The organism is Ferdinandcohnia sp. SAFN-114 (genome assembly GCF_059415045.1).
Genome location: NZ_JBPFDQ010000002.1, coordinates 39611 through 59507 on the forward strand (window position 1 = coordinate 39611; position 19897 = coordinate 59507).

General features: G+C 37.3%; 19 protein-coding genes. 12 read left to right on the plus strand and 7 right to left on the minus strand.

What is annotated here, in order from left to right:
• Positions 1–41: 41 nt before the first annotated feature.
• From thiM to thiD, 3 genes are read left to right on the plus strand one after another with little or no spacing between them, the layout of a single operon-like run.
• Positions 42–866 (plus strand): hydroxyethylthiazole kinase, encoded by an 825-nt coding sequence (thiM, locus tag ACR65M_RS00945; RefSeq protein WP_440272307.1) that lies wholly within the window; start codon positions 42–44, stop codon positions 864–866.
• Complete coding sequence (gene thiE / locus ACR65M_RS00950; protein WP_341332172.1) at positions 853–1500, plus strand: thiamine phosphate synthase; 648 nt, start codon at positions 853–855, stop codon at positions 1498–1500. Before thiM ends, thiE begins: the two co-directional genes overlap by 14 nt.
• Entirely contained in the window at positions 1500–2285 is a 786-nt protein-coding gene (gene thiD / locus ACR65M_RS00955) for a bifunctional hydroxymethylpyrimidine kinase/phosphomethylpyrimidine kinase (protein ID WP_440272308.1), read from the plus strand. Before thiE ends, thiD begins: the two co-directional genes overlap by 1 nt.
• A gap of 1238 nt (positions 2286–3523) precedes the next feature.
• Here the strand turns inward: thiD and ACR65M_RS00960 are convergent.
• Positions 3524–4591 (minus strand): NAD(P)H-dependent flavin oxidoreductase, encoded by a 1068-nt coding sequence (locus ACR65M_RS00960; RefSeq protein WP_341332170.1) that lies wholly within the window; start codon positions 4589–4591, stop codon positions 3524–3526.
• Positions 4592–4642: 51 nt separating this feature from the next.
• The gene (locus ACR65M_RS00965) at positions 4643–5413 is read right to left on the minus strand and encodes a class I SAM-dependent methyltransferase (protein ID WP_440272309.1); all 771 of its coding nucleotides are present in this window, start codon (positions 5411–5413) and stop codon (positions 4643–4645) included.
• Positions 5414–5582: 169 nt separating this feature from the next.
• Between ACR65M_RS00965 and ACR65M_RS00970 the strand changes: the two genes are divergently transcribed.
• Both ACR65M_RS00970 and ACR65M_RS00975 read left to right on the plus strand, forming a co-directional pair.
• The gene (locus ACR65M_RS00970) at positions 5583–6500 is read left to right on the plus strand and encodes a ParA family protein (RefSeq protein ID WP_341332168.1); all 918 of its coding nucleotides are present in this window, start codon (positions 5583–5585) and stop codon (positions 6498–6500) included.
• Between the two features lie 16 nt (positions 6501–6516).
• Positions 6517–7008 carry a hypothetical protein gene (locus tag ACR65M_RS00975; RefSeq protein ID WP_341332167.1) on the plus strand — a complete coding sequence of 164 codons (492 nt, stop codon included), beginning with the start codon at positions 6517–6519 and terminating at the stop codon, positions 7006–7008.
• A 15-nt stretch (positions 7009–7023) separates the two neighbouring features.
• On the opposite strand, the gene ACR65M_RS00980 is transcribed toward ACR65M_RS00975, so the two are convergent.
• Positions 7024–8286 carry an ATP-binding protein gene (locus ACR65M_RS00980; RefSeq protein WP_341332166.1) on the minus strand — a complete coding sequence of 421 codons (1263 nt, stop codon included), beginning with the start codon at positions 8284–8286 and terminating at the stop codon, positions 7024–7026.
• 319 nt (positions 8287–8605) lie between these two features.
• Between ACR65M_RS00980 and ACR65M_RS00985 the strand changes: the two genes are divergently transcribed.
• Positions 8606–9268 (plus strand): oxidoreductase, encoded by a 663-nt coding sequence (locus ACR65M_RS00985; protein ID WP_341332165.1) that lies wholly within the window; start codon positions 8606–8608, stop codon positions 9266–9268.
• Positions 9269–9288: 20 nt separating this feature from the next.
• Here the strand turns inward: ACR65M_RS00985 and ACR65M_RS00990 are convergent, their stop codons facing one another.
• The 3 genes from ACR65M_RS00990 to ACR65M_RS01000 all read right to left on the minus strand — a co-directional run bounded on the left by ACR65M_RS00990 (position 9289) and on the right by ACR65M_RS01000 (position 12743).
• On the minus strand, positions 9289–10209 hold the full coding sequence (locus ACR65M_RS00990) for a S66 peptidase family protein (RefSeq protein ID WP_341332164.1): 921 nt from the start codon (positions 10207–10209) through the stop codon (positions 9289–9291).
• A gap of 234 nt (positions 10210–10443) precedes the next feature.
• On the minus strand, positions 10444–11364 hold the full coding sequence (gene trhO / locus ACR65M_RS00995; RefSeq protein ID WP_440272310.1) for an oxygen-dependent tRNA uridine(34) hydroxylase TrhO: 921 nt from the start codon (positions 11362–11364) through the stop codon (positions 10444–10446).
• A gap of 131 nt (positions 11365–11495) precedes the next feature.
• The gene (locus tag ACR65M_RS01000; protein ID WP_341332163.1) at positions 11496–12743 is read right to left on the minus strand and encodes a helix-turn-helix domain-containing protein; all 1248 of its coding nucleotides are present in this window, start codon (positions 12741–12743) and stop codon (positions 11496–11498) included.
• Between the two features lie 129 nt (positions 12744–12872).
• Between ACR65M_RS01000 and ACR65M_RS01005 the strand changes: the two genes are divergently transcribed.
• The 5 genes from ACR65M_RS01005 (at position 12873) to ACR65M_RS01025 (ending at position 17798) form a co-directional block, all read left to right on the plus strand.
• Positions 12873–14174, plus strand: coding sequence for an MFS transporter (locus ACR65M_RS01005; protein ID WP_341332162.1), 1302 nt, complete (start codon positions 12873–12875; stop codon positions 14172–14174).
• A 263-nt stretch (positions 14175–14437) separates the two neighbouring features.
• On the plus strand, positions 14438–15154 hold the full coding sequence (locus ACR65M_RS01010) for a RelA/SpoT-related domain-containing protein (protein WP_121445192.1): 717 nt from the start codon (positions 14438–14440) through the stop codon (positions 15152–15154).
• A gap of 12 nt (positions 15155–15166) precedes the next feature.
• Positions 15167–15769: a TetR/AcrR family transcriptional regulator gene (locus tag ACR65M_RS01015; protein WP_341332161.1), complete on the plus strand. Its 603-nt coding sequence runs from the start codon at positions 15167–15169 to the stop codon at positions 15767–15769.
• 118 nt (positions 15770–15887) lie between these two features.
• The gene (locus ACR65M_RS01020) at positions 15888–16811 is read left to right on the plus strand and encodes a DMT family transporter (protein ID WP_341332160.1); all 924 of its coding nucleotides are present in this window, start codon (positions 15888–15890) and stop codon (positions 16809–16811) included.
• A 201-nt stretch (positions 16812–17012) separates the two neighbouring features.
• Positions 17013–17798: an SDR family oxidoreductase gene (locus ACR65M_RS01025; protein WP_341332159.1), complete on the plus strand. Its 786-nt coding sequence runs from the start codon at positions 17013–17015 to the stop codon at positions 17796–17798.
• 34 nt (positions 17799–17832) lie between these two features.
• Here the strand turns inward: ACR65M_RS01025 and aspA are convergent, their stop codons facing one another.
• On the minus strand, positions 17833–19251 hold the full coding sequence (gene aspA, locus ACR65M_RS01030; protein ID WP_341332158.1) for an aspartate ammonia-lyase: 1419 nt from the start codon (positions 19249–19251) through the stop codon (positions 17833–17835).
• A 276-nt stretch (positions 19252–19527) separates the two neighbouring features.
• Between aspA and ACR65M_RS01035 the strand changes: the two genes are divergently transcribed.
• Entirely contained in the window at positions 19528–19839 is a 312-nt protein-coding gene (locus tag ACR65M_RS01035; protein ID WP_341332157.1) for a hypothetical protein, read from the plus strand.
• Positions 19840–19897 lie beyond the last annotated feature (58 nt).

The window sequence follows — 19897 nt, forward strand, 5'->3', positions numbered from 1 at the left end:
TTTCAGGTATACCGCATTTTTTATTTGAATGGAGGATTACCATGTTTGAGCAAATCTTAAAAAACGTTAGACAAAAAACACCGCTCGTCCATAATATTACAAACTATGTGACGGTTAATGATGTTGCAAATATTGTCCTTGCTTGTGGAGGTTCACCAATTATGGCGGACGATCCAAAAGAAGTGGTGGATATTACAAGTATTTGCAATGCGCTTGTGATTAATATCGGTACATTAAATGAGAGAACGATAGAATCTATGATTTTAGCAGGGAAGGCAGCAAACAAACTAGGACATCCTGTTGTTTTGGATCCAGTTGGAGCAGGGGCGTCCAGCCTAAGAACTAATACTGTTTATCAGCTTTTAGATGAGATACGATTTGCTGTTATCAGAGGGAACCTATCAGAAATAAAAACGGTGCATGCAGGCAGTGGAAATACCAAAGGTGTGGACGCAGCTGCAGAAGACGTCATCAATGAAGGTAATCTCGAAGAAATGATTCAGTTTGCTAAACAGGTAAGTAAACAAACAGGTGCAGTCATTGTAATCACAGGTGCTATAGATATCGTTGCGAACACGAACGAAGCATTTGCAATCAGAAATGGCCATCCGTTGATGTCGAAAATTACAGGGACAGGCTGTATGCTTACTTCTGTTGTAGCTGCTTATTGTGGAGCGAATCCTAGTGAAATTTTAAAGAGTACAGCCGCAGCTGTGAGCGCAATGGGATATTGCGGTGAATTAGCTCATCAAAAAATAGAAGAAATGGATGCAGGAACTTCATCATTCCGTATGTACTTGATTGATGTGATGAGTAAACTAAATTTTTTGCAACTGCAAGGTGGTATGAACATTGAAAATCGATAAAAAATTTATGCAACTATATGCAGTAACAGACCGTGCCTGGACAGGCAGCCAAACCTTAGTGGAACAAGTCGAAGCTGCGTTAAAAGGTGGTATTACATTCCTTCAACTAAGAGAAAAGAATCTTGGGTATGATGATTTTTTACAAGAAGCTATTGAACTTAAAATGTTAACGGCTTTTTATGATATTCCTTTTGTTATTAACGATAATGTTGAAATTGCGCTAGCTTGTGATGCAGATGGTGTGCATGTTGGTCAAGAGGATATGCGGGTTGAAAAAGTACGTGAAATGATTGGCACGGATAAAATTCTAGGCGTGTCGGCTCAAAATGTAGAACAAGCTATTGCTGCTGAGAAAGCTGGTGCAGATTATCTTGGTATTGGTTCGGTATTCCCAACAGGTACAAAAAAAGACGCGAAACCAATGACATTCGAAACCGTGCAAGAAATTTGTAAGAGTGTTTCGATTCCCATCGTTGCAATTGGTGGGATTAATAAAACAAATATTTTAGAGTTAGTTGGAAGTGGGGTAGACGGTGTTGCGGTTGTATCGGCAATCTTTGCACAGTCCGATATCACAGCCGCTACAAAGGAGTTAAATAAGCTTTCAGCAACGATGGTAGGGAGTGGAAAATAATGAAAAAGGTATTGACGATTGCAGGATCTGATTGTAGTGGAGGAGCTGGAATTCAGGCAGATATTAAAACAATTACAGCCCATAATATGTATGCAATGAGTGCAATCACAGCTCTTACTGCTCAAAATACAACTGGCGTATACGGGGTTCTCGATTCGACTCCTGAATTTGTCGGGCAACAGCTGGATTGCATCATGACTGATATTTTTCCTGATAGTGTAAAGATCGGCATGGTGTCATCTCCTGAAATCATCCATAAAATCGTGGAAAAACTAGAAGAATATAAGCCTTCAAATATAGTAGTGGATCCAGTCATGATATCAACTAGTGGGAGTAGACTTTTGAGTGAATCGGCAATGGACGCCTTGATTAGTCAATTAATTCCGCTTGCTACTATTATTACACCCAATATTCATGAGGCTGAGGCGCTTGGTGGGATGGAGATTACCACGAAGGAAGACATGCAAGTGGCTGCCCAAAAATTGTCCGAAACCTATAAAGGGGCCATTTTGATTAAAGGTGGACATCTTGAAGATACTGCGGATGACCTATTATATAATAATGGCGAGTTCACATGGTTCCCTGGAGAACGGATCAGTAACCCGAACACGCATGGCACAGGTTGTACACTCTCATCAGCCATTGCTTGTAATTTAGCAAAAGGCCATGATATTAAAACGAGTATAAAAGAAGCAAAACAATATATTACGGGAGCAATCGAAGCGGGACTAGACCTTGGAAAAGGCAGTGGACCATTGAATCATTGTTACGCCCTAAAGAACTAATTAGAGTTGCAGCGTCTGAAGCAGTTGTGTCAACTTCTGACAAGGCACCGCCGAACAAGGGGGATAGTGTCTGAAGCCGAGGAGACTTCGGACAAGGGACCGCCGAACAAGCGAGATAGTGTCTGAAGCGGAGTTAAATTCGGACAAAGAATCGCTGAACAAGCGGGATAGTGTCCGAAGTCGAGGAGACTTCGGACAAGGGACCACCGAACAAGTGGGATAGTGTCCGAATTCGAGCAAACTTCGGACTTGGGACCACCGAACAAGCGAGATTGTGTCAGAAGTCGAGCAAACTTCGGACAAGGAATCGCCGAACAAGCAAGATCGTGTCCGAAGTCGAGCAGACTTCGGACTTGGAACCGCTGAACAAGTGAGATTGTGTCAGAAGTCGAAAAAACTTTGGACAAGGATTCGTAGAACAAGTGAGATAGTGTCCGAAGTCGAGCAAACTTCGGACATGGATTCGCCGAACAGGCAAGATTGTGTCTGAAGTCGAGCCAACTTCGGACAAGGAATCGCCGAACAGGCAAGATTGTGTCTGAAGTCCAGCAAACTTCGGACAGGGATTCGTAGAACAAGTGAGATAGTGTCCGAAGTCGAGCAAACTTCGGACAAGGAATCGCCGAACAGGCAAGATTGTGTCTGAAGCCGAGCCAACTTCGGACTTGGGTTCGTAGAACAAGTGAGATAGTGTCCGAAGTCGTGCAAACTTCGGACATGGATTCGTAGAACAAGTGAGATAGTGTCCGAAGTCGAGCCAACTTCGGACTTGGGTTCGTAGAACAAGTGAGATTGTGTCCGAATCCGAGCAGACTTCGGACAAGGGACCGCCAAACAAGCAAGATTGTGTACAAAGTCGAGCAAACTTCGGACAAGGAATCGCCGAACAAGCGAGATAGTGTCCGAAGTCGAAAAAACTTCGGACTTGGATTCGTAGAACAAGCGAGATAGTGTCCGAAGTCGAAAAAACTTCGGACTTGGATTCGTAGAACAAGTGAGATAGTGTCTGAAGTCGAGCAGACTTCGGACTTGGAACCGCTGAACAAGTGAGATTGTGTCCGAAGTCAAGTCAACTTCGGACAAGAGACCACCGAACAAGTGGGATAGTGTCCGAAGTCAAGCAAACTTCGGACAAGGAATCGCCCTACAAGTAAGCCAGAGTCTGAAGCGGATACAACTTCTGTCTTGGCACCACCGAACAAGCGAGCCAGTGTCTGAACCTGAGAACACTATTAACATTAGATGTGTTTTACTTCGGAGATGATTGATTCTATTAAGTTTGCAACGCTTTGATTCTTAGCTAATCTTGGACTTTGTCCAGACCAAAGGGACATGAAGTCTTTATTATTCTGCGAATTTGATGCCTTTCGGATATCCTGGGTAAGTGAATTTTGAACAGGGAACTCTGGGAGGTTTTTTTCGTGTTCCTTCATGTTTTCAATAAAGGGATTGATGAGTCCTCGTGCCCATTTACCAGAAAATGTACGGGTTACGACCGTTTCGTCATCAGACGCATTCAGAATGGATTTTTTATGGATAGGATGTGCCCCACTCTCAATGCATGTCAAAAATGCGGTCCCCATTTGAACAGCCTGTGCACCTAAGCAAATAGATGCCTTTAATCCTCTGCCATCCATGATTCCACCAGCGGCTATGACTGGAATCTTAACGTTATCAGCCACTTGTGGTATAAGTGACATTAAGCCAATTAAGCCCTTGTGCCCGTTATGAATAAATCCTCCACGATGCCCACCAGCTTCACTGCCTTGAACAACAACTAGATCCAATCCTGACTTTTCGATTTCTATGGCTTCTTTAACAGATGTTGCTGTTCCCATTAAAACCATCTGATGTTGTTTTAATTTGGAAATCAATTCTTTTGAAGGAAGACCAAATGTAAAGGAACAAATAGAAACCTTTTCCTCAATGATAACGTTAATTTGCTCATCAAACTTCTTTATTGTATCCGTAAATGAAGGGATCTCAACATGTTCATTTGGAGGTATGTTTAATTTTTCACGAATCGGATTAAGTAATTGATTTGCTGACTTCACTTCATTTTCTTTAGTATGAAATTTGGTTGGAACAAATAGATTAACTCCAAAAGAATGGGGCGTAAGCTTTTTGATTTCACTAATCTGTTCCTGTAATTGCAAAGGCGTCATGTATCCGGCACCTATCATACCTAAGCCTCCTGCATTTGATACAGCAGAAACTAATTCTGAAGTTGTAACACCACCAGCCATTGGAGCTTGGATAATTGGATGTTCAATCTTTAGCAGTTCAGTAACTTTGTTTTTAAGCAAAACGAATCCTCCTAAATGAAAGAAAGTGGGGGTCTTGCCCCCACTTTGATCTTAAAGTTTTGTAGCTTTTAAAACAAATGCTTCTCCTTGGAAGGAGATGATTTTATCATTCTCAATCTGAATACGAAACTTTTGTTTGACCTTTTCGGAAGAGTTTCGCATGTATTCATTCAGTTCGGCCATTTCGTTATCTGAAAGATTCATACGGTTACACCAACTTTCAAAGTCAAATGGCTTGTCAAAACGATAGAGTTCTTGGATTTCAAAGCCTTCATTTTCTAGCATTTGTAGCCATTCAGTCTTTTTCCAAGCACGAAAATGACTATAGTCTCTCTTTTTTTCAACAGTATTATAAAATTCATCAAATTCCTTGTTTTCAGGAGCTACATTATCATCTAACAAGAACTGTCCACCTGTTTTTAAAACACGCGATACTTCACTCACGAAGCTTGTAATGTTAGGGAAATGGTGAGGAGCAATTCTGCAAGAAACAATATTGAATGATTCATCTGAAAATGGTAGTTTTTCGGCATCACCTTCAACATATTCAACGTTGTCATGGCCATTTCCTCTAATGAAATTTTCAGCAGCAGCTAACATTTCTGGTGTTAAATCTAATGCAATAACCTTTCTTACACGAGGAGCAAGGGCATTCGCAGTATGTCCGCCACCTGTAGCAACATCGAGTGCTAGCTCTGTTCCTGTGGCATCGGCTAATGCAATCAATGTTTGTAAATCTCCACCTTTACGGTGACCTTCACTTGTTACATAAGAGGCAGCACTGCGGCCAAATTGTTTTTTAACGTCTGATTTAATATCCATTCTTTCTCCTCCATTGCGTTTGTTACTTTTATCATATAGTAATAATTGATATAAGAAAATTATAAATATTTTATAAATTAACATAAGAAAAGATTATGACAAATCAAAATAAGAATATTTTCCTACTTCCTTAATACATTAAAATGAATACTTTTGAGGGGGTCAGCGAGTGGTTGAAGGCAAAAAAATTTTTGTTGGGAATTATAAAGGGGGAGTGGGCAAGACCACTAGTATTTATCAGATTGCGCTTCACTTGGCAGAAGCGAAAAAGAAGGTACTCCTAATTGATTTAGATCCACAATGCTCACTGAGTGAAATTTGTCTTACAAGAATTGATCGAAACCTTGAACAGCTTAAGAACAACGAGAGTCTAAACTTTGTCTATGATATGTGGGCACAATTTAAACAGTACCCTTATTTGAAATATACCATTGATACAACTCGTTTAATCAAACAAACCCCTGAACAGATCCACTTCATTCCATCTAATTTATTTTATACAAATGGTGGCCTCGATCAAATTGCTTTAAGATTAAGAGATGATTTTGAAGACCTAGCTGTGCTCCAACAGTTTTTCCAAAGTATGAAGCTCGAAAGTAAGTATGATTATATTCTGTTTGACTGTCCACCAAGTAACAATGTGATTACCCAAGGCGCATTTCTTCTATCAGATTATTATTTAATTCCGTCGATTATTCAAACGATGAGTATTCGCGGGGTGGTTCATTACATTAAGTCTGTCGAGAAAATTTATAATACCTTTAGTGTGGAACATGAAAAGGCATTGCTAGCGAAATTATTGTTTGGTACGAAACCAAGATTAATTGGGATTTTTGAAACATTGAAAAAAACAAATGTGAATAATGTAAAAGAAATGAAGGATTTAAAAGCAGAATTAAAAGAAGCAAACATTGATTCGATTCTATCAGATTTGGAAGAAGGGAATTATCTTTTCAAAACAGTAATCAGACACATTGAGGAAATTGCACGAGATACAGCAAATGGAAAAAAACGTTCCGAATATGCAGAGCTAACGGATGAAATTCTATTCTGTATCGAACCAAACATTTTTAATAGTCTCTTTTAAGTGGAGGAAGAATTAGATGAGTACAATAACCTATCAAAGGGTAGCAGATCATTTGGAAAAATTAAAAACGATCTATGAAACATTGCAAATACCAAAAAAGGAAATCAAAGAAGTTGAGAAAATAATTGAGCTTTTTCATGGTTACGGAGATATCTCGGTTGAGGAAAAAACGGGCAAGGCGAATATAGAAAAAAAGTCCAACAAGACAACTAAACCATCTTTTTCTGATATTGTCGATTCTTTATTTGAAGAAAAATATAGTGGGTTGGTAGGAACGAAACTACATTTTACGAAGCTGAATACCGTCGAACAAATCATTACCTATATTGATGCTACCGCAAAAACTAAGGTAATGAAGGAGGCAACTGCATTAGATTTAAAACTTTTGTATTGTCTACTTACCGAAGAAAAACAGGAAATAAAAGGAACGAAAAATGAAGTTTACGAGGCTATTAAAAGGGATATTCGAACTAAAAGGAGAGGAAAGGCTTTTTTAGAATACGCATAAAGCACCCCCACGTTCTCAGGCGTGGGGTTCGTTTGTGGAAAGGACAGATGGAAATTGAAATGTGAATTCAGTTCCTTCGCCAACAGAACTTGATACTTTGATCGTACCTTTCATTGCTTTCACAATACTATAAACGACCATCATTCCAAGACCTGTTCCTTTTGGTCCTTTAGTAGAGTAATAAGGTTCACCTAGTCTCTCAATTTGTTCTTTTGTCATACCCATACCAGTGTCGCGGATTATAATGCTTACAGTGTATCGGTCATAACTAGTTTCAACATATAATCTTCCTCCACCAGGCATTGCCTCTATCGCATTTTTCATGACGTTGATAAAGCATTGATGAAACTTTTGCCGGTCACCTTCCATCGCGCCTATCAAAGAAAAATTCGTAATGACTTCTACCGAATGCTGGTTTGCAGTAGGCTTTAAAATAGATATCACTTGTTGCAATTCGCGTTTGATTTGAAGGGTTTCGACCGTATCTAATGCTGGTTTGGAAAAAGTTAGATATTCTTGAATAACATGTTCAGCAGAAGCCAACTCTTCTTTAATTATCATCAAGTACTCTTTTTGCTTATGTCTTGGTAGAGTATTAGACATCAGCAATTGAACAAATCCCATTGCTGCAGTTAAAGGATTTCGAATTTCATGAGAAATCGCCGCTCCCATTTGTTCGACTGCATGGAGCTTTTCAGATTTTACAATAGTTTGTCGCAATTGAATATTATTGCGAACAAATTCGGTTAGGTAAGACAAGATTCCTAAACCAATAGGTGGAATGACTAAATAAGCAAACCAAGCATCGTAAACATTGATTGGTGGTTTCGAAATTAAAAGTGCAACTGCTGTAAAGACTGATAAAATAAAGGTTACAAGTACAGAAATGCATACACGCTTATTGGAACTCTGTTTCCAAAACCAAGGGTACAGCTTCCATAAAGACACAGCTAATGGAAGATAAAGGAAAAAGGTAGCGTAAAAACCAAAATTTATACCATATAACCCTCTAATAATAATGACAGTTAGACATAGGATAGGACCAATTCCAAGATAAAGACCACCTATTAATATAGGTATAAGACGAAGGTCAAAAAATTGATTAGGGGTAGGTTGATATGAAACGATAAAGCAAGCCAAAATAAGCACAACTAACCCAATGTACGCTTCCCATTTTGATAAGGTAAGATTTCGTTTTCGTTCGAACCATATTAAGCCTATAAATGAAAGAATAATTAATAATGATAGGTTAAAAAGAATGTGTTTAGTAATTTCCATGAATTCACCTTCGACGGATTATGATAAGAATTTTAATATAGTAAATAGTTAGATAATAATTTTATTTCTATTATAATACAGATGAAGCAACTTTTGTCTAAAATTAGTGAAAATTTTGGAAAAGGAAATAAGATAAGAACGAAAAGTGGTGCTTATTACCTAATTCTTCTATTATTTTCTCTATGAAACTCCCTTTTTTCGTAATAAAGTACTGCAACAGATTTTACATACGAATACTGAGTGCATTTGGTTAGAAATAATAGGGGTATACTTATGAAGAAAAATTAGCATTTTCTTTAAATGAAAGGACGTTGGCAAAGTGGAAGAAAAGACGGCACTTATTGCTGGGGCTACAGGTTTAATTGGGAATGAATTATTACATATATTATTAGAGTCCTCTGAATATAAAGAGGTGTATGCTCTAGTTCGAAATCCACTTAAGATGAATCATCCAAAATTAAAAGAAGTAATAGTCGATTTCGAACGCCTTAATGAATTTAAACAATACTTCACTGTGAATGATGTGTTTGTATGTTTAGGCACTACTATCAAAAAGGCAAAGACACAAGAAGCCATGTACAAAATAGATGTAGATTATCCAGTTGAGATTGGGAGGATTGCACAAGAGGCAGGTGCTAGACATTATTTAGTGGTAAGTTCAATGAACGCAGACCGTAAGTCTAAGCTATTTTATCCAAGAATGAAGGGAGAGCTTGAAGAAAAGGTTCGTCAACTTAACTTCGAACAACATTCCATCTTTCGTCCTTCACTTCTTCTTGGAAACAGAGGCGAATTTCGTCTTGGAGAAGAAATAGCTGCTGTCTTGTTTAAATGCCTAAAGTTTATATTTACTGGCCCCTTACAAAAATATAGAGCAATCGAAGGAAAAACAGTAGCAAAAGCGATGTACAATGTGGCTCAGGAAAAAGAACAAGGTAAAGTGGTTTATACTTCGGAGGAAATTGAAAAAATTGCAAAATAAAAAACTGCTCAGAAGCATCACTAAGAAACCGTTGGGTTAAGCACAGTTAATGTTTTGGCTGTTGAATTTAGATTCACATTAGCTCCTATTGGAATAGCAGCTTTATAATAGCCGTGACCGGTAGTAAGGTTGATTAACAGTGGTTTTCCTAGGGGGACCAATAAATCATGAATTAGATCTTCGAATGTTGTCCCATAGGATACAAGGCAATTCGTACATTCCCCTATAATTATGCCAAGACAATCTTGAAATTTACCTGACATTGATAATTGAGTTAAATACCTAAAAATCATGGTAGATGGAGCGTGGGTTTCTTCTAAAAAAAGTATTTTTCCCTTTGTATTAATCTCATATGGTGTTCCGAGTGCATTTACTAACGAAGTCATATTTCCACCAACAATTGGACCTGTAACATTTCCTGGTACTAAACTCCTTATGGCTATGTTTGGTGGGTTTTGGATGAGCCTGGGGGAATTCAACGTTGATGTTGCTTCAAAAAATTGATTGAAGTTATAAACAGGGGTTTCTGGTCTAAATTCAATAAGCATTAAACTATGGAACGTAATTAAATCACTAAACTGATATAAACTATTTAATAATACTGTCATGTCACTATATCCAGATATAATTTTAGGATTCTGTCTTATGACATCAAAGTTCAGATAAGGAAGAATGGTCTGAACTCCAGTCCCTCCACGGGTGGCAAGGATCATTTTGATATTCGGATCTCTGAACATATGCATTAAATCATCTGCTCTTTGTTGGGCTGGCGCCGCAACGATACCATTAAATGAGTATACATGATTACCAAAGACGATATTAAAACCGATATCTCTCAAGAATTGTACTCCGGCATTAATAATATTTGCATCAAGAGGGCTGCCAAGTGTAACTAATCCAATTGTATCTCCTCTTTGTAACAGCGGGGGTCTAATTGCCATAATATCCACTCCCTCTCTACATTTGAATTTTACGATATTAAAAGGTATTATAAAGCGCTTTGAAATATGTCAAATTCAAAGTAATTCCTAATAAAGTACGTTTGATTCAATGTACGAAAAAAACATAAGAAGATCTAATATTAGCAAAGAGACTAGGAAAGTTTAAACCCTAGTCTCTTTTTATTGCTACGTATTATGCTAGTTGAAGTGTAATTAAATAAGTGTCTTTATAATTTACACCAATTGATGTTCCTTCACATAGCGATTATGAGGGTGGTCTTTACATTCCTGGCTACAAGATCTGTAGTGTTCATGTTCACAGTCCTCACATAATAGGAGATGCTTGTTGCAATCCGGATTTCCGCATTTTACATACCGTTCTTCTGGTTTCCCGCAGTGATGACATTTTCCAACCACTGTTTCTTCACCAGTTCTGTTTACTGGTACAGAAATGCGTTCATCAAATACATAGCATTTTCCGTCCCAAAGTGCACCTTTTACCTCTGGATCATATCCGTACGTAATGATGCCACCTTCAAGCTGAGAAACATCCTTGAAGCCTTCATTTACAAGGAATCCAGAGAATTTTTCGCAACGGATTCCTCCGGTACAATAGGTTAGTATTTTTTTATCCTTATGCTCGCTTAAGTTCTCTTCAACCCATTTTGGCAGTTCTCGGAAAGTTTCGATATCAGGTCGAATGGCCCCTCGAAAATGACCAAGATCGTACTCATAGGTATTTCGAGCATCAAGAACGATGACATCGTCTTGTTGTAACGTTTCAAGGAATTCCTTTGGTGAAAGATGTTTACCCGTAATTTCATTTGGATTTAAGTCTTTATCCAGACTTAAATTAACAATCTCTGGTTTCACCTTAATTTTAAGCTTTTTAAAAGCATGTCCTTCACTTTTCTCAATTTTGAAAACCATATCCGAAAAACGGGCATCGCTTCGCATAAACTCCATATATTTTTCCGTCTGCTCCACCGTACCTGACACAGTACCATTGATCCCCTCTGTTGCAACAAGAATTCGGCCTTTCAAACCAATGGAAGCACAGAATTCAAAATGTTGGTCTCGAAAAGCCTGCGGGTCATCAATTTCGATGTATTTGTAATAAAGTAAAATTTGATAATCCAATTTCTTCACCTTCATTAATACTTTTTCTTTAAGTATGATATCAAATATTGAGATTCAAATAAAAGTACTTTTTATTTCCTGTTACAACTTTATTTATTGCTTTGGTGACATTTTTTAATATTACTCAAAATGGTTATGGGCATTAATCACGATTTTCCCCATTTAACAGATTTCAGTTCAAGAATTTTTTGATAAGTCTCCAAGCTTAATTCTTTAAAAGGAGAATCAGGGAGGTGATCAAATAAATCAACTGCTTTTTTCGCAGCTCCTAAAGCCTCCTCTATTTTTCCAAGTTCAACTAGACATTGCGCCATATATGTTTCTTTTAGATAAAATTGTGATAAGTCAAAAGGGTGGTGATGATAGTCAGGAATGACTACCTTTTCGAAATAGTTAATGGCTTCTTCGTAGCGTTTTAATCCATGTAATGCTTTTCCCTTCTCAAGATGAAACCATTCAATTAATTGATGATGTTTTAATTCTGGATCGTTTAAAAGCTGATCGACCATTGAAAGAGCTTCCGCGTAATCATGTTTATAGCCATTGAGGGACTCAATGAGAAAGAGTTTTGATGTAACTTGAGACATTGTATCGTCTGAAAACATCGCATATTGATTCAACTTCTTCAGGTAATATTCATATTGCTCCCATTCTTCTTCCATCATCGAATAGGCTGCTGCCAACCTGTATAAATCATCAATTCGATAAAACGTTTTGTTTTTTTGAGAGAATGAAATGGCTTCATCCATGACTTGTTTTGCCGCGTTAATATCCCCAACAGCAAAATACATAACGGCCTCATTATAATCTAGGTCCAATCTTGAAATGGGGTCAATATAGACGTGCTTTTTTTCAATTTCTTTTCGTTCATGTAAGATTGTTTCCAATGATTGCTCATAGTTATGTTCGATAAAATCGGCAAGGCAACGAAATGAGGCTATGCCTACCCGTTTCGTTGTTACATTCATTTGATCGTACAGGACGGCTGCTTGTTCAAGAGACTGTTTCCAGTCACCTTGCTTTTCCCAGTATAAACTGTACCCATATAGCTCCAACAATCTTGCAGCTACATAGCCTTGGTTTAATTGGGGAACAACCGGGTCAATGAGAGTGAACAGATTTTTATATTTTTCGGGGTAATCATCTGAGTTGCGTGAAAATATTTTTTCAGCCTCATCCAATACTTCCCTTAATTCCTCAAAATTCACTTCATTTAAAAGCTGTGACAAATCTATTTCAAGCCTCTCTGCAATATAGGTTAAGCTCTCCATAGATGGATTTGCTTTATTATTTTCAATTAGGCTGAGCATGCCTTTTGTCAGTTTTGTACCTGCAAGTTCTTCTAATGTTAATTTCTTTTGTTTACGTAATTTACGTATGCGTTCACCTAGCATAAGAAATAGGCACTCTCCCTATTTTTATTATTTTGTTTAATTATATTAAACTTTTTGTTGAAAAGAAAGTAATATGATGATAAGATTTGTTTAATTAAATTAAACTTTTCCAAAACTGGAGGAATTAGCATGACTGAACAACAAAAGCTTAAAAGGGCATCTTATCATTTGTTTACATTCACAATAAGTAAAATCATTTCCTCATTCGGCGCACAAGTATACGCATTTGCAATCAGCTTTTATATACTTCAACTTACAGGATCAGCAACAAGCTTTGCGACAAATCTAATATGTAATCTTTTACCGAGGGCACTTGTAGCACCGCTAGCAGGTTATGCAGCAGACAAATATTCTCGAAAAAAAATCGTCATTATCTCACAGCTTGTTGCAACACTAGCGATTGTAGGGTTACTCGTTGTTAGTTTGACCTATGGTTTATCTTTAATTGCAATTTATACAACAACGGTAATATTATCAATCGCAACTTCATTTACTGGCGTAACCTTCACTTCATCGATTTCCGGTTTGGTGGATGAAGAACGTATTCAAAGAGCAATGTCACTTAACCAAATTTCAATTTCTTTTGCGGCCATTGGTAGCCCAGCAGTAGGTGGACTGTTATATGGTACAGTATCAATGGAATTATTTTTAGGAATGTACATTGTGGCTTCTGTCATTGCTGTATTACTTGAATCTACCATGAACTTCAATCTGTTCTCAAATCGCAAAGAGAAAGATGAAACAGAACAGAAGGAAACAATGTGGGAAAGTATTAAAGCAGGTATTTCCTATTTAAAAACAAAACAGGTCCTGATGACGATGATCTGGATGGCATTAGTCATCAACTTCCTTTTTGGAGCTTTTGAGGTCGGTTACTCATTTATATTAATTGAAAAATTAAAGTTGGCTTCAGAACATTTCGGTTTCACGCAAGGAGCCTTTGCCATTGGAATGCTGTTATTCTCGATTTACTTCTCGATTCGAAAAGAAGTGAAATATCCCTTCCTTGTTTCAAAACGTGGAATCATTGGGTTAGGGGTCATTATGGGAGCGATGGCTGTTCCATTAATGATTTCATTATCGTATTGGTCAGTGTTTGCGTATTATTTTGTTGCAATGTTTATAAATGGTTTGATGATTATCGTTGTCAATACACCGCTTCAAGTTATGATGCAAAAAATGATTGATGATGATTATAAGGGACGCGTGTTCTCGATTTTAGAATCAATGGCAGTAGCTTTAATGCCACTTGGAATGATTATATTTGGATATCTATACGATGTATTGCCTGGCCAATATATTCTCATCACTTCGGCGGTTATCTTAATTGGGGTCGTGTTAGTTCTAGCAAGACCAAGTGTTGTAAGAAAAGCTCATCCGGAATTGAATGAACCAAAGCCCGTAGTGGAAAAAACAAGTACTGCTTTATAACAATTATGCCTTTCTCTTACTTGGAGAAAGGCTTTTCTCTGTATGTGAACATAGTGTGACAATGTGTCATAATTAATTGACTTGTGACATGGTGTCATCTAAAATGTAAATTGTGAGGTGACAAGATGTCATGATAAAGACAGAACCTAAAAATGAACTGAACCAAATGAAACTACGAAAGCTTGCGAAAAAACTGCAATCGTTAGGTGTCAAGGCTTCAATTTGTAAAAGACCAATAGCTTCACACTAAAAGGAGACGAATTATGTCTATAGGAATTAGAATGAATCAGTTTAAAGATATGAAGGTAGAACTGATACGATTTATGATGTCATACAAGTTTGCGCTTGAAGAAATGATGACCAAAATAAATATTTTAAAGCAGGAGTTTAAATATATACATGATTACAACCCAATTGAGCATGTATCATCTCGATTGAAATCACCAGAGAGTATACTGAACAAAATCCAACGCAAAGGATATGACTATAGTTTTGAGTCCATCACAGAAAATATTCGTGACATTGCGGGGATTCGAATTACATGCGCTTATATTTCCGATATTTATAAAATCAGTGAAATGCTGCAAAAGCAAAAGGATATTACCTTAATTGAGTGTAAAGATTACATTAAAAATCCAAAACCAAACGGATATCAAAGTCTACATTTAATTGTGCAAATTCCAATTTTTATGTCCGATCGTGAAGAACATATTTTTGTTGAAATTCAAATTCGAACAATTGCCATGGATTTCTGGGCAAGCTTAGAACACAAAATTTATTATAAATACAATAAAGAAATCCCTCAGCATATGAAGGATGAATTAAAAGAAGCGGCTGTAACAGCAGCACAATTAGATAAAAAGATGGAAAAACTTCAAGGAGAAATGAACAAACTAAAGGAATCAACGAAAATGGAAGAGCTTTATACTTTGGATGATAAAATCCTTCTTCCTTATGACTTTTTATCCTTCGACAAATAGGGAGAGGTGAAAATGCCGAAGATTACTTTTTTTAATTTACCTGATGATAAGAAACAAACTCTGATTGAAGCGGCAAAAAAGGAATTTTCAAGCGTTCCATTATTTGACGCTTCGATTTCCAATATTATAAAATCAGCTGGAATTCCACGCGGTAGTTTTTATCAATATTTTGAGGATAAAGAAGATGTTTATTTCTTTATATTAAGTGAATATGCTAAGGAAAAGAAGGTTGCATTTCTTTCAATGTTAGAAAAGCATGATGGTGATTTGTTTCAAACGATGGTTGACTTCTTCGAACTGTTTTTGCAAGAAGATGAGGGACTAACATTTTTAAAAAATGCCTTGCTCAACATGACCCATAAAATTGAACGTACGTTTGACAGAATTACAGGTGATGTTGAAATGAACGAAAACTTTAAAGAGCTAAGTTCTCGAATTAATATAAGTAAATTGAATGTAGAGAATGATGAGGAATTGTTTCATTCGATACAAATCATTACGTCTGTAATGCTGCGTAATTTAATCCATGCCTTTGCTTATGATTTATCATCAGACTCCGCATTAAGGGGCTTTACAATTGAAATGAACCTTTTGAAAAAAGGACTTGTCCGGTAGAAGGCACGATTTGTGTTATCTGCCGGACTTTTATTTTTCTAGCCAATTTTTAACAGATATGGAGTATAATAGAGTGCATTAGTGAAAAGATGGATCACATCAGAATGGATTGGTGAATGTGCGAAAACTTTATTTATACGGCATTCTGTTATTTGTTATGGTTGCGTGGGGGCTTAATATTGTAGCGATTAAAATATTGGTTGAAAATTTTCCGCCAGTATCCATTACCGGTCTACGAATCTTGGCAGCGGGCCTTGTAATTTTTGTCTTTCTATATGTGAAAAAAGATCTCCAAAAAATGAGTCTCCACGAGTTTGGGTATGTTTCACTTAGTGCTTTGACTGGAATTCTTGGCCACCAAGCATTACTTTCTGTCGGCTTGACGGGCACGAGTGCCACAAATGGTGCATCCATTCTAGCCTTAATTCCGCTTGTTACAAATATTTTGGCGGTGCTTTTTCTAAAAGCGAACATGACATTTTTAAAAATCAGCGGTGTCTTTTTAGGAATAATGGGTATTTACTTTATCTTAATCCTTGGTGGAGGGTCATTTACAAAGCTTGCACTCGGGGATTTGTACGTGTTTTTATCAGTCATTGCGCAAGCGGTAAGTTTTATTTTTATTCGAAAAGCTTCTTACACATTAAATGCAAAAACCATTACGTGTTACGCTTTATTAATGGGGGCAGGATTTTTATTGATAGTAAGCTTCGCATTGGAGGGGCAGTCTATTGCTGCAACTGGAGCTGTACCTGCTTATGTGTGGGTAGTTTTTGCTGCATCTGCAATTATCTCAACGGGTATCGGAAACCTATGTTATAATTTTGCCATTTCCAAAATTGGACCAGGTGAAACGGCTATATTCTTAAATCTTGCACCATTCTTTTCTCTGATTGGATCGGTGTTATTTTTAAATGAATCATTTAAATTCATTCAGTTAGTTGGCTTCTTTTTAATTGTGTGTGGAGTGTTACTAGGAACTGGTATTTTCGAACGGAAACCTAAGATTGATAAGCAGGTTGAGATGTCAGTCTCGAAATAGAATAGAAGGGTCAGCTCTTTTTTGTCTGAGCTGACCTTTTAAGGGTTAGTGCACAATTAATTTGAGTTAGGGAACAAATATTGAGTGGTTGGACTCAATTCAATAAAGTTTGGGAAAAATTCAACATTCTAAGCTCAACACAAAATTATGAAAATGGGCTAAAATGGAAGAGTAAACTCAAATTTAAGGAGTGAATGACATATGGATTTACATTTAAGCGGGAAAACCGCCATCGTTGCCGCATCTAGCCAAGGGCTCGGAAAAGCAATCGCAACCCAGCTCGTAAAAGAAGGCGCCAATGTGATGCTTGCAAGTCGCAGTGAGGAAAGATTAAAAGCAGTTCAAGAGGAACTTTCAGCATTAAATATGGGAAAAGTCTCTTTTCTTCAAACGGATATTACCAACAAAGAAGAAATTGAGGCTCTGATGAAACATACAATAGAAACGTTTGGCACAATCGATATTCTTGTAAACAATGCGGGAGGTCCTCCAGCAGGAACATTTGACCAGTTAGATGATGAAGCATGGCAGGGGGCATTTGAATTAAATCTATTAAGTTATGTTCGAATGATCCGTGGCGCTCTACCGTATTTGAAAGAAAACGGTGGAAAAATCATCAATATTGCATCTTCATCTATCAAAGTGCCTATTCCTGGTCTTATTCTTTCCAATACTTTTCGGCTAGGCATTGTTGGTTTATCAAAAACATTAGCTGACGAATTAGCGCCTTATAATATTCTCATCAATACGGTCGCACCCGGACGTATTGCAACAGACCGCGTTGCACACTTGGATCAAATCAATGCCGAAAAACTAGGAAAGCCGATTGAAGAAATTGAACAAATGTACAAAGAAACCATTCCGTTAAAACGTTATGGTGCACCTGAAGAATTTGCTAATATCGTTACGTTTTTAGTATCGGATGCTAATTCCTATATGACCGGACAAGCATACTTGGTTGACGGTGGAATGGTAAAGGCGATTTAAAATGAAAAAGAGGACTGTCACCAGTCCTCTTTGTTTATGCTCGTTGCAACAATGAAGAACCTGAAATCCCTGGTTCTGTCATTTCATATGGATTTAAGATTAAATCCAATTCTTCTTCAGTTAATACATCATATTGTAAACATAGTTCACGAACTTGTTTACCGTTTATAATAGCTTCCCTTGCAATTCGAGAGGCGACTTCATATCCGATATGTGGATTAACGGCAGTAATGAGTCCGACACTTCTTTCAACATAATCCTTTAAACGCTCTTCATTTGCTTTGATTCCTGATAGACAATAATCAGTAAATGCTCTGAATGCGTTATTCATAATGCTAAGTGATTGCAATAAATTAAATGCTAAAACTGGTTCCATTACATTCAATTCTAGTTGGCCAGCTTCAGTTGCTAACGAGATTGTATGATCATTTCCTAGCACTTGGAAGGCTACTTGATTAATCATTTCAGGCATAACTGGGTTTACCTTACCTGGCATAATGGATGAACCTGGTTGTCTTGCTGGTAAGCTGATTTCGCCGAGACCTGCACGTGGTCCTGAGGCCATTAAACGTAAATCATTTGCGATCTTTGACATACTCATCATATTTATTTTTAACGCAGCTGATACTTCTGCGTATGCATCGATATTTTGGGTAGCATCGACTAGATGTTCAGCACCTACTAAAGGCAGTCCACTAATTTCTGCTAGATATTTGACAACATTTTCGATATATCGTGGTTCAGCATTTAGCCCAGTTCCTACAGCTGTAGCTCCCATATTGACTTCATACAAATGCTGACGGGATTGTTGAATACGCTTTATATCACGTTCTAAAACACGGGCATATGCAGCGAACTCTTGTCCAAGTCGAATCGGCACTGCATCCTGAAGATGAGTTCTTCCCATTTTAATGATATGGTCAAATTCTTGCGCTTTTTGTTGGAAAACGCCTTTCATATATTCCATTGTGCTTAGTAATTTTTCAATTAAGTTAAGTGTGGCAATATGAAGTGCCGTTGGAAATGCATCATTTGTAGATTGAGACATATTCACATGGCTGTTAGGACTAACTTCATTATATTTTCCTTTTTCATGTCCAAGGATCTCTAATGCACGATTAGCAATGACTTCGTTAGCATTCATATTAATAGACGTACCTGCTCCACCTTGGATAGGGTCTACAATAAATTGATCATGCATTTTTCCGTTAATAATTTCATCTGCAGCTTGTACAATTGGTTTACCAATACCTTCATATAGATGCTTCACATCCATATTTGCTAAGGCTGCTGCTTTCTTAACCATAGCTAATCCGATAATTAATTCTTCATGGATACGGTAACCAGTTATCGGAAAATTTTCAACTGCACGTATCGTTTGGACGCCATAATAGGCATCAAATGGAACCTCTTTTTCTCCAAGAAAATCCTTTTCTATTCGAACTTGGCTCATGATGTCCTCTCCCTTTTACATATACATTCTAGTAGTATTTAATTCTCTTTCCTACTAGTTTGCAACTGTCATCCACCCCATTATAACATGTATTTTTTACTTACCAACTAAAACCGCTTACAATTTAAATAATCTATTATTTGGAAAAGTCCAAGCCTAGGTTTGTCCGGACTAAATGATGAAAAAGCGGAATAGTATATACTAAGTATTCCGAAACTTTTCTCACGCTCATTCGTAATAAACGGTATCAGCAGTTTGAGGAAGGAGGGATGAACAATGGTACGATACATCACATTTGCGCTCCTTGTTACTGCCGTAGAGGTAGCAATTCTTTATGGAGTTTCCCTCTATTTAGATGCAAATACGTTAACTACCTTGTTTATTGGCTCTTGTTTTTTTATAATAGTCGCAATCTTAATGGGCTCCTCAGGCGATATCTTTACAAAAAACTCAGAGATGGCCGTTTTTAATACATTTCTCGGTAGTTACAGAGAAAAGCATGAAAAAGTCCGACTTCGAATTAGTCCATTTTTAACAGGATCTATCCTTTGTTTGATTTTGTATTTTGTATTGGATTATTTTATGTAGATTTAAAATTAATATCAGCATCTATCCATTTTGGAGATAGGTGCTTTTTTACGTCATT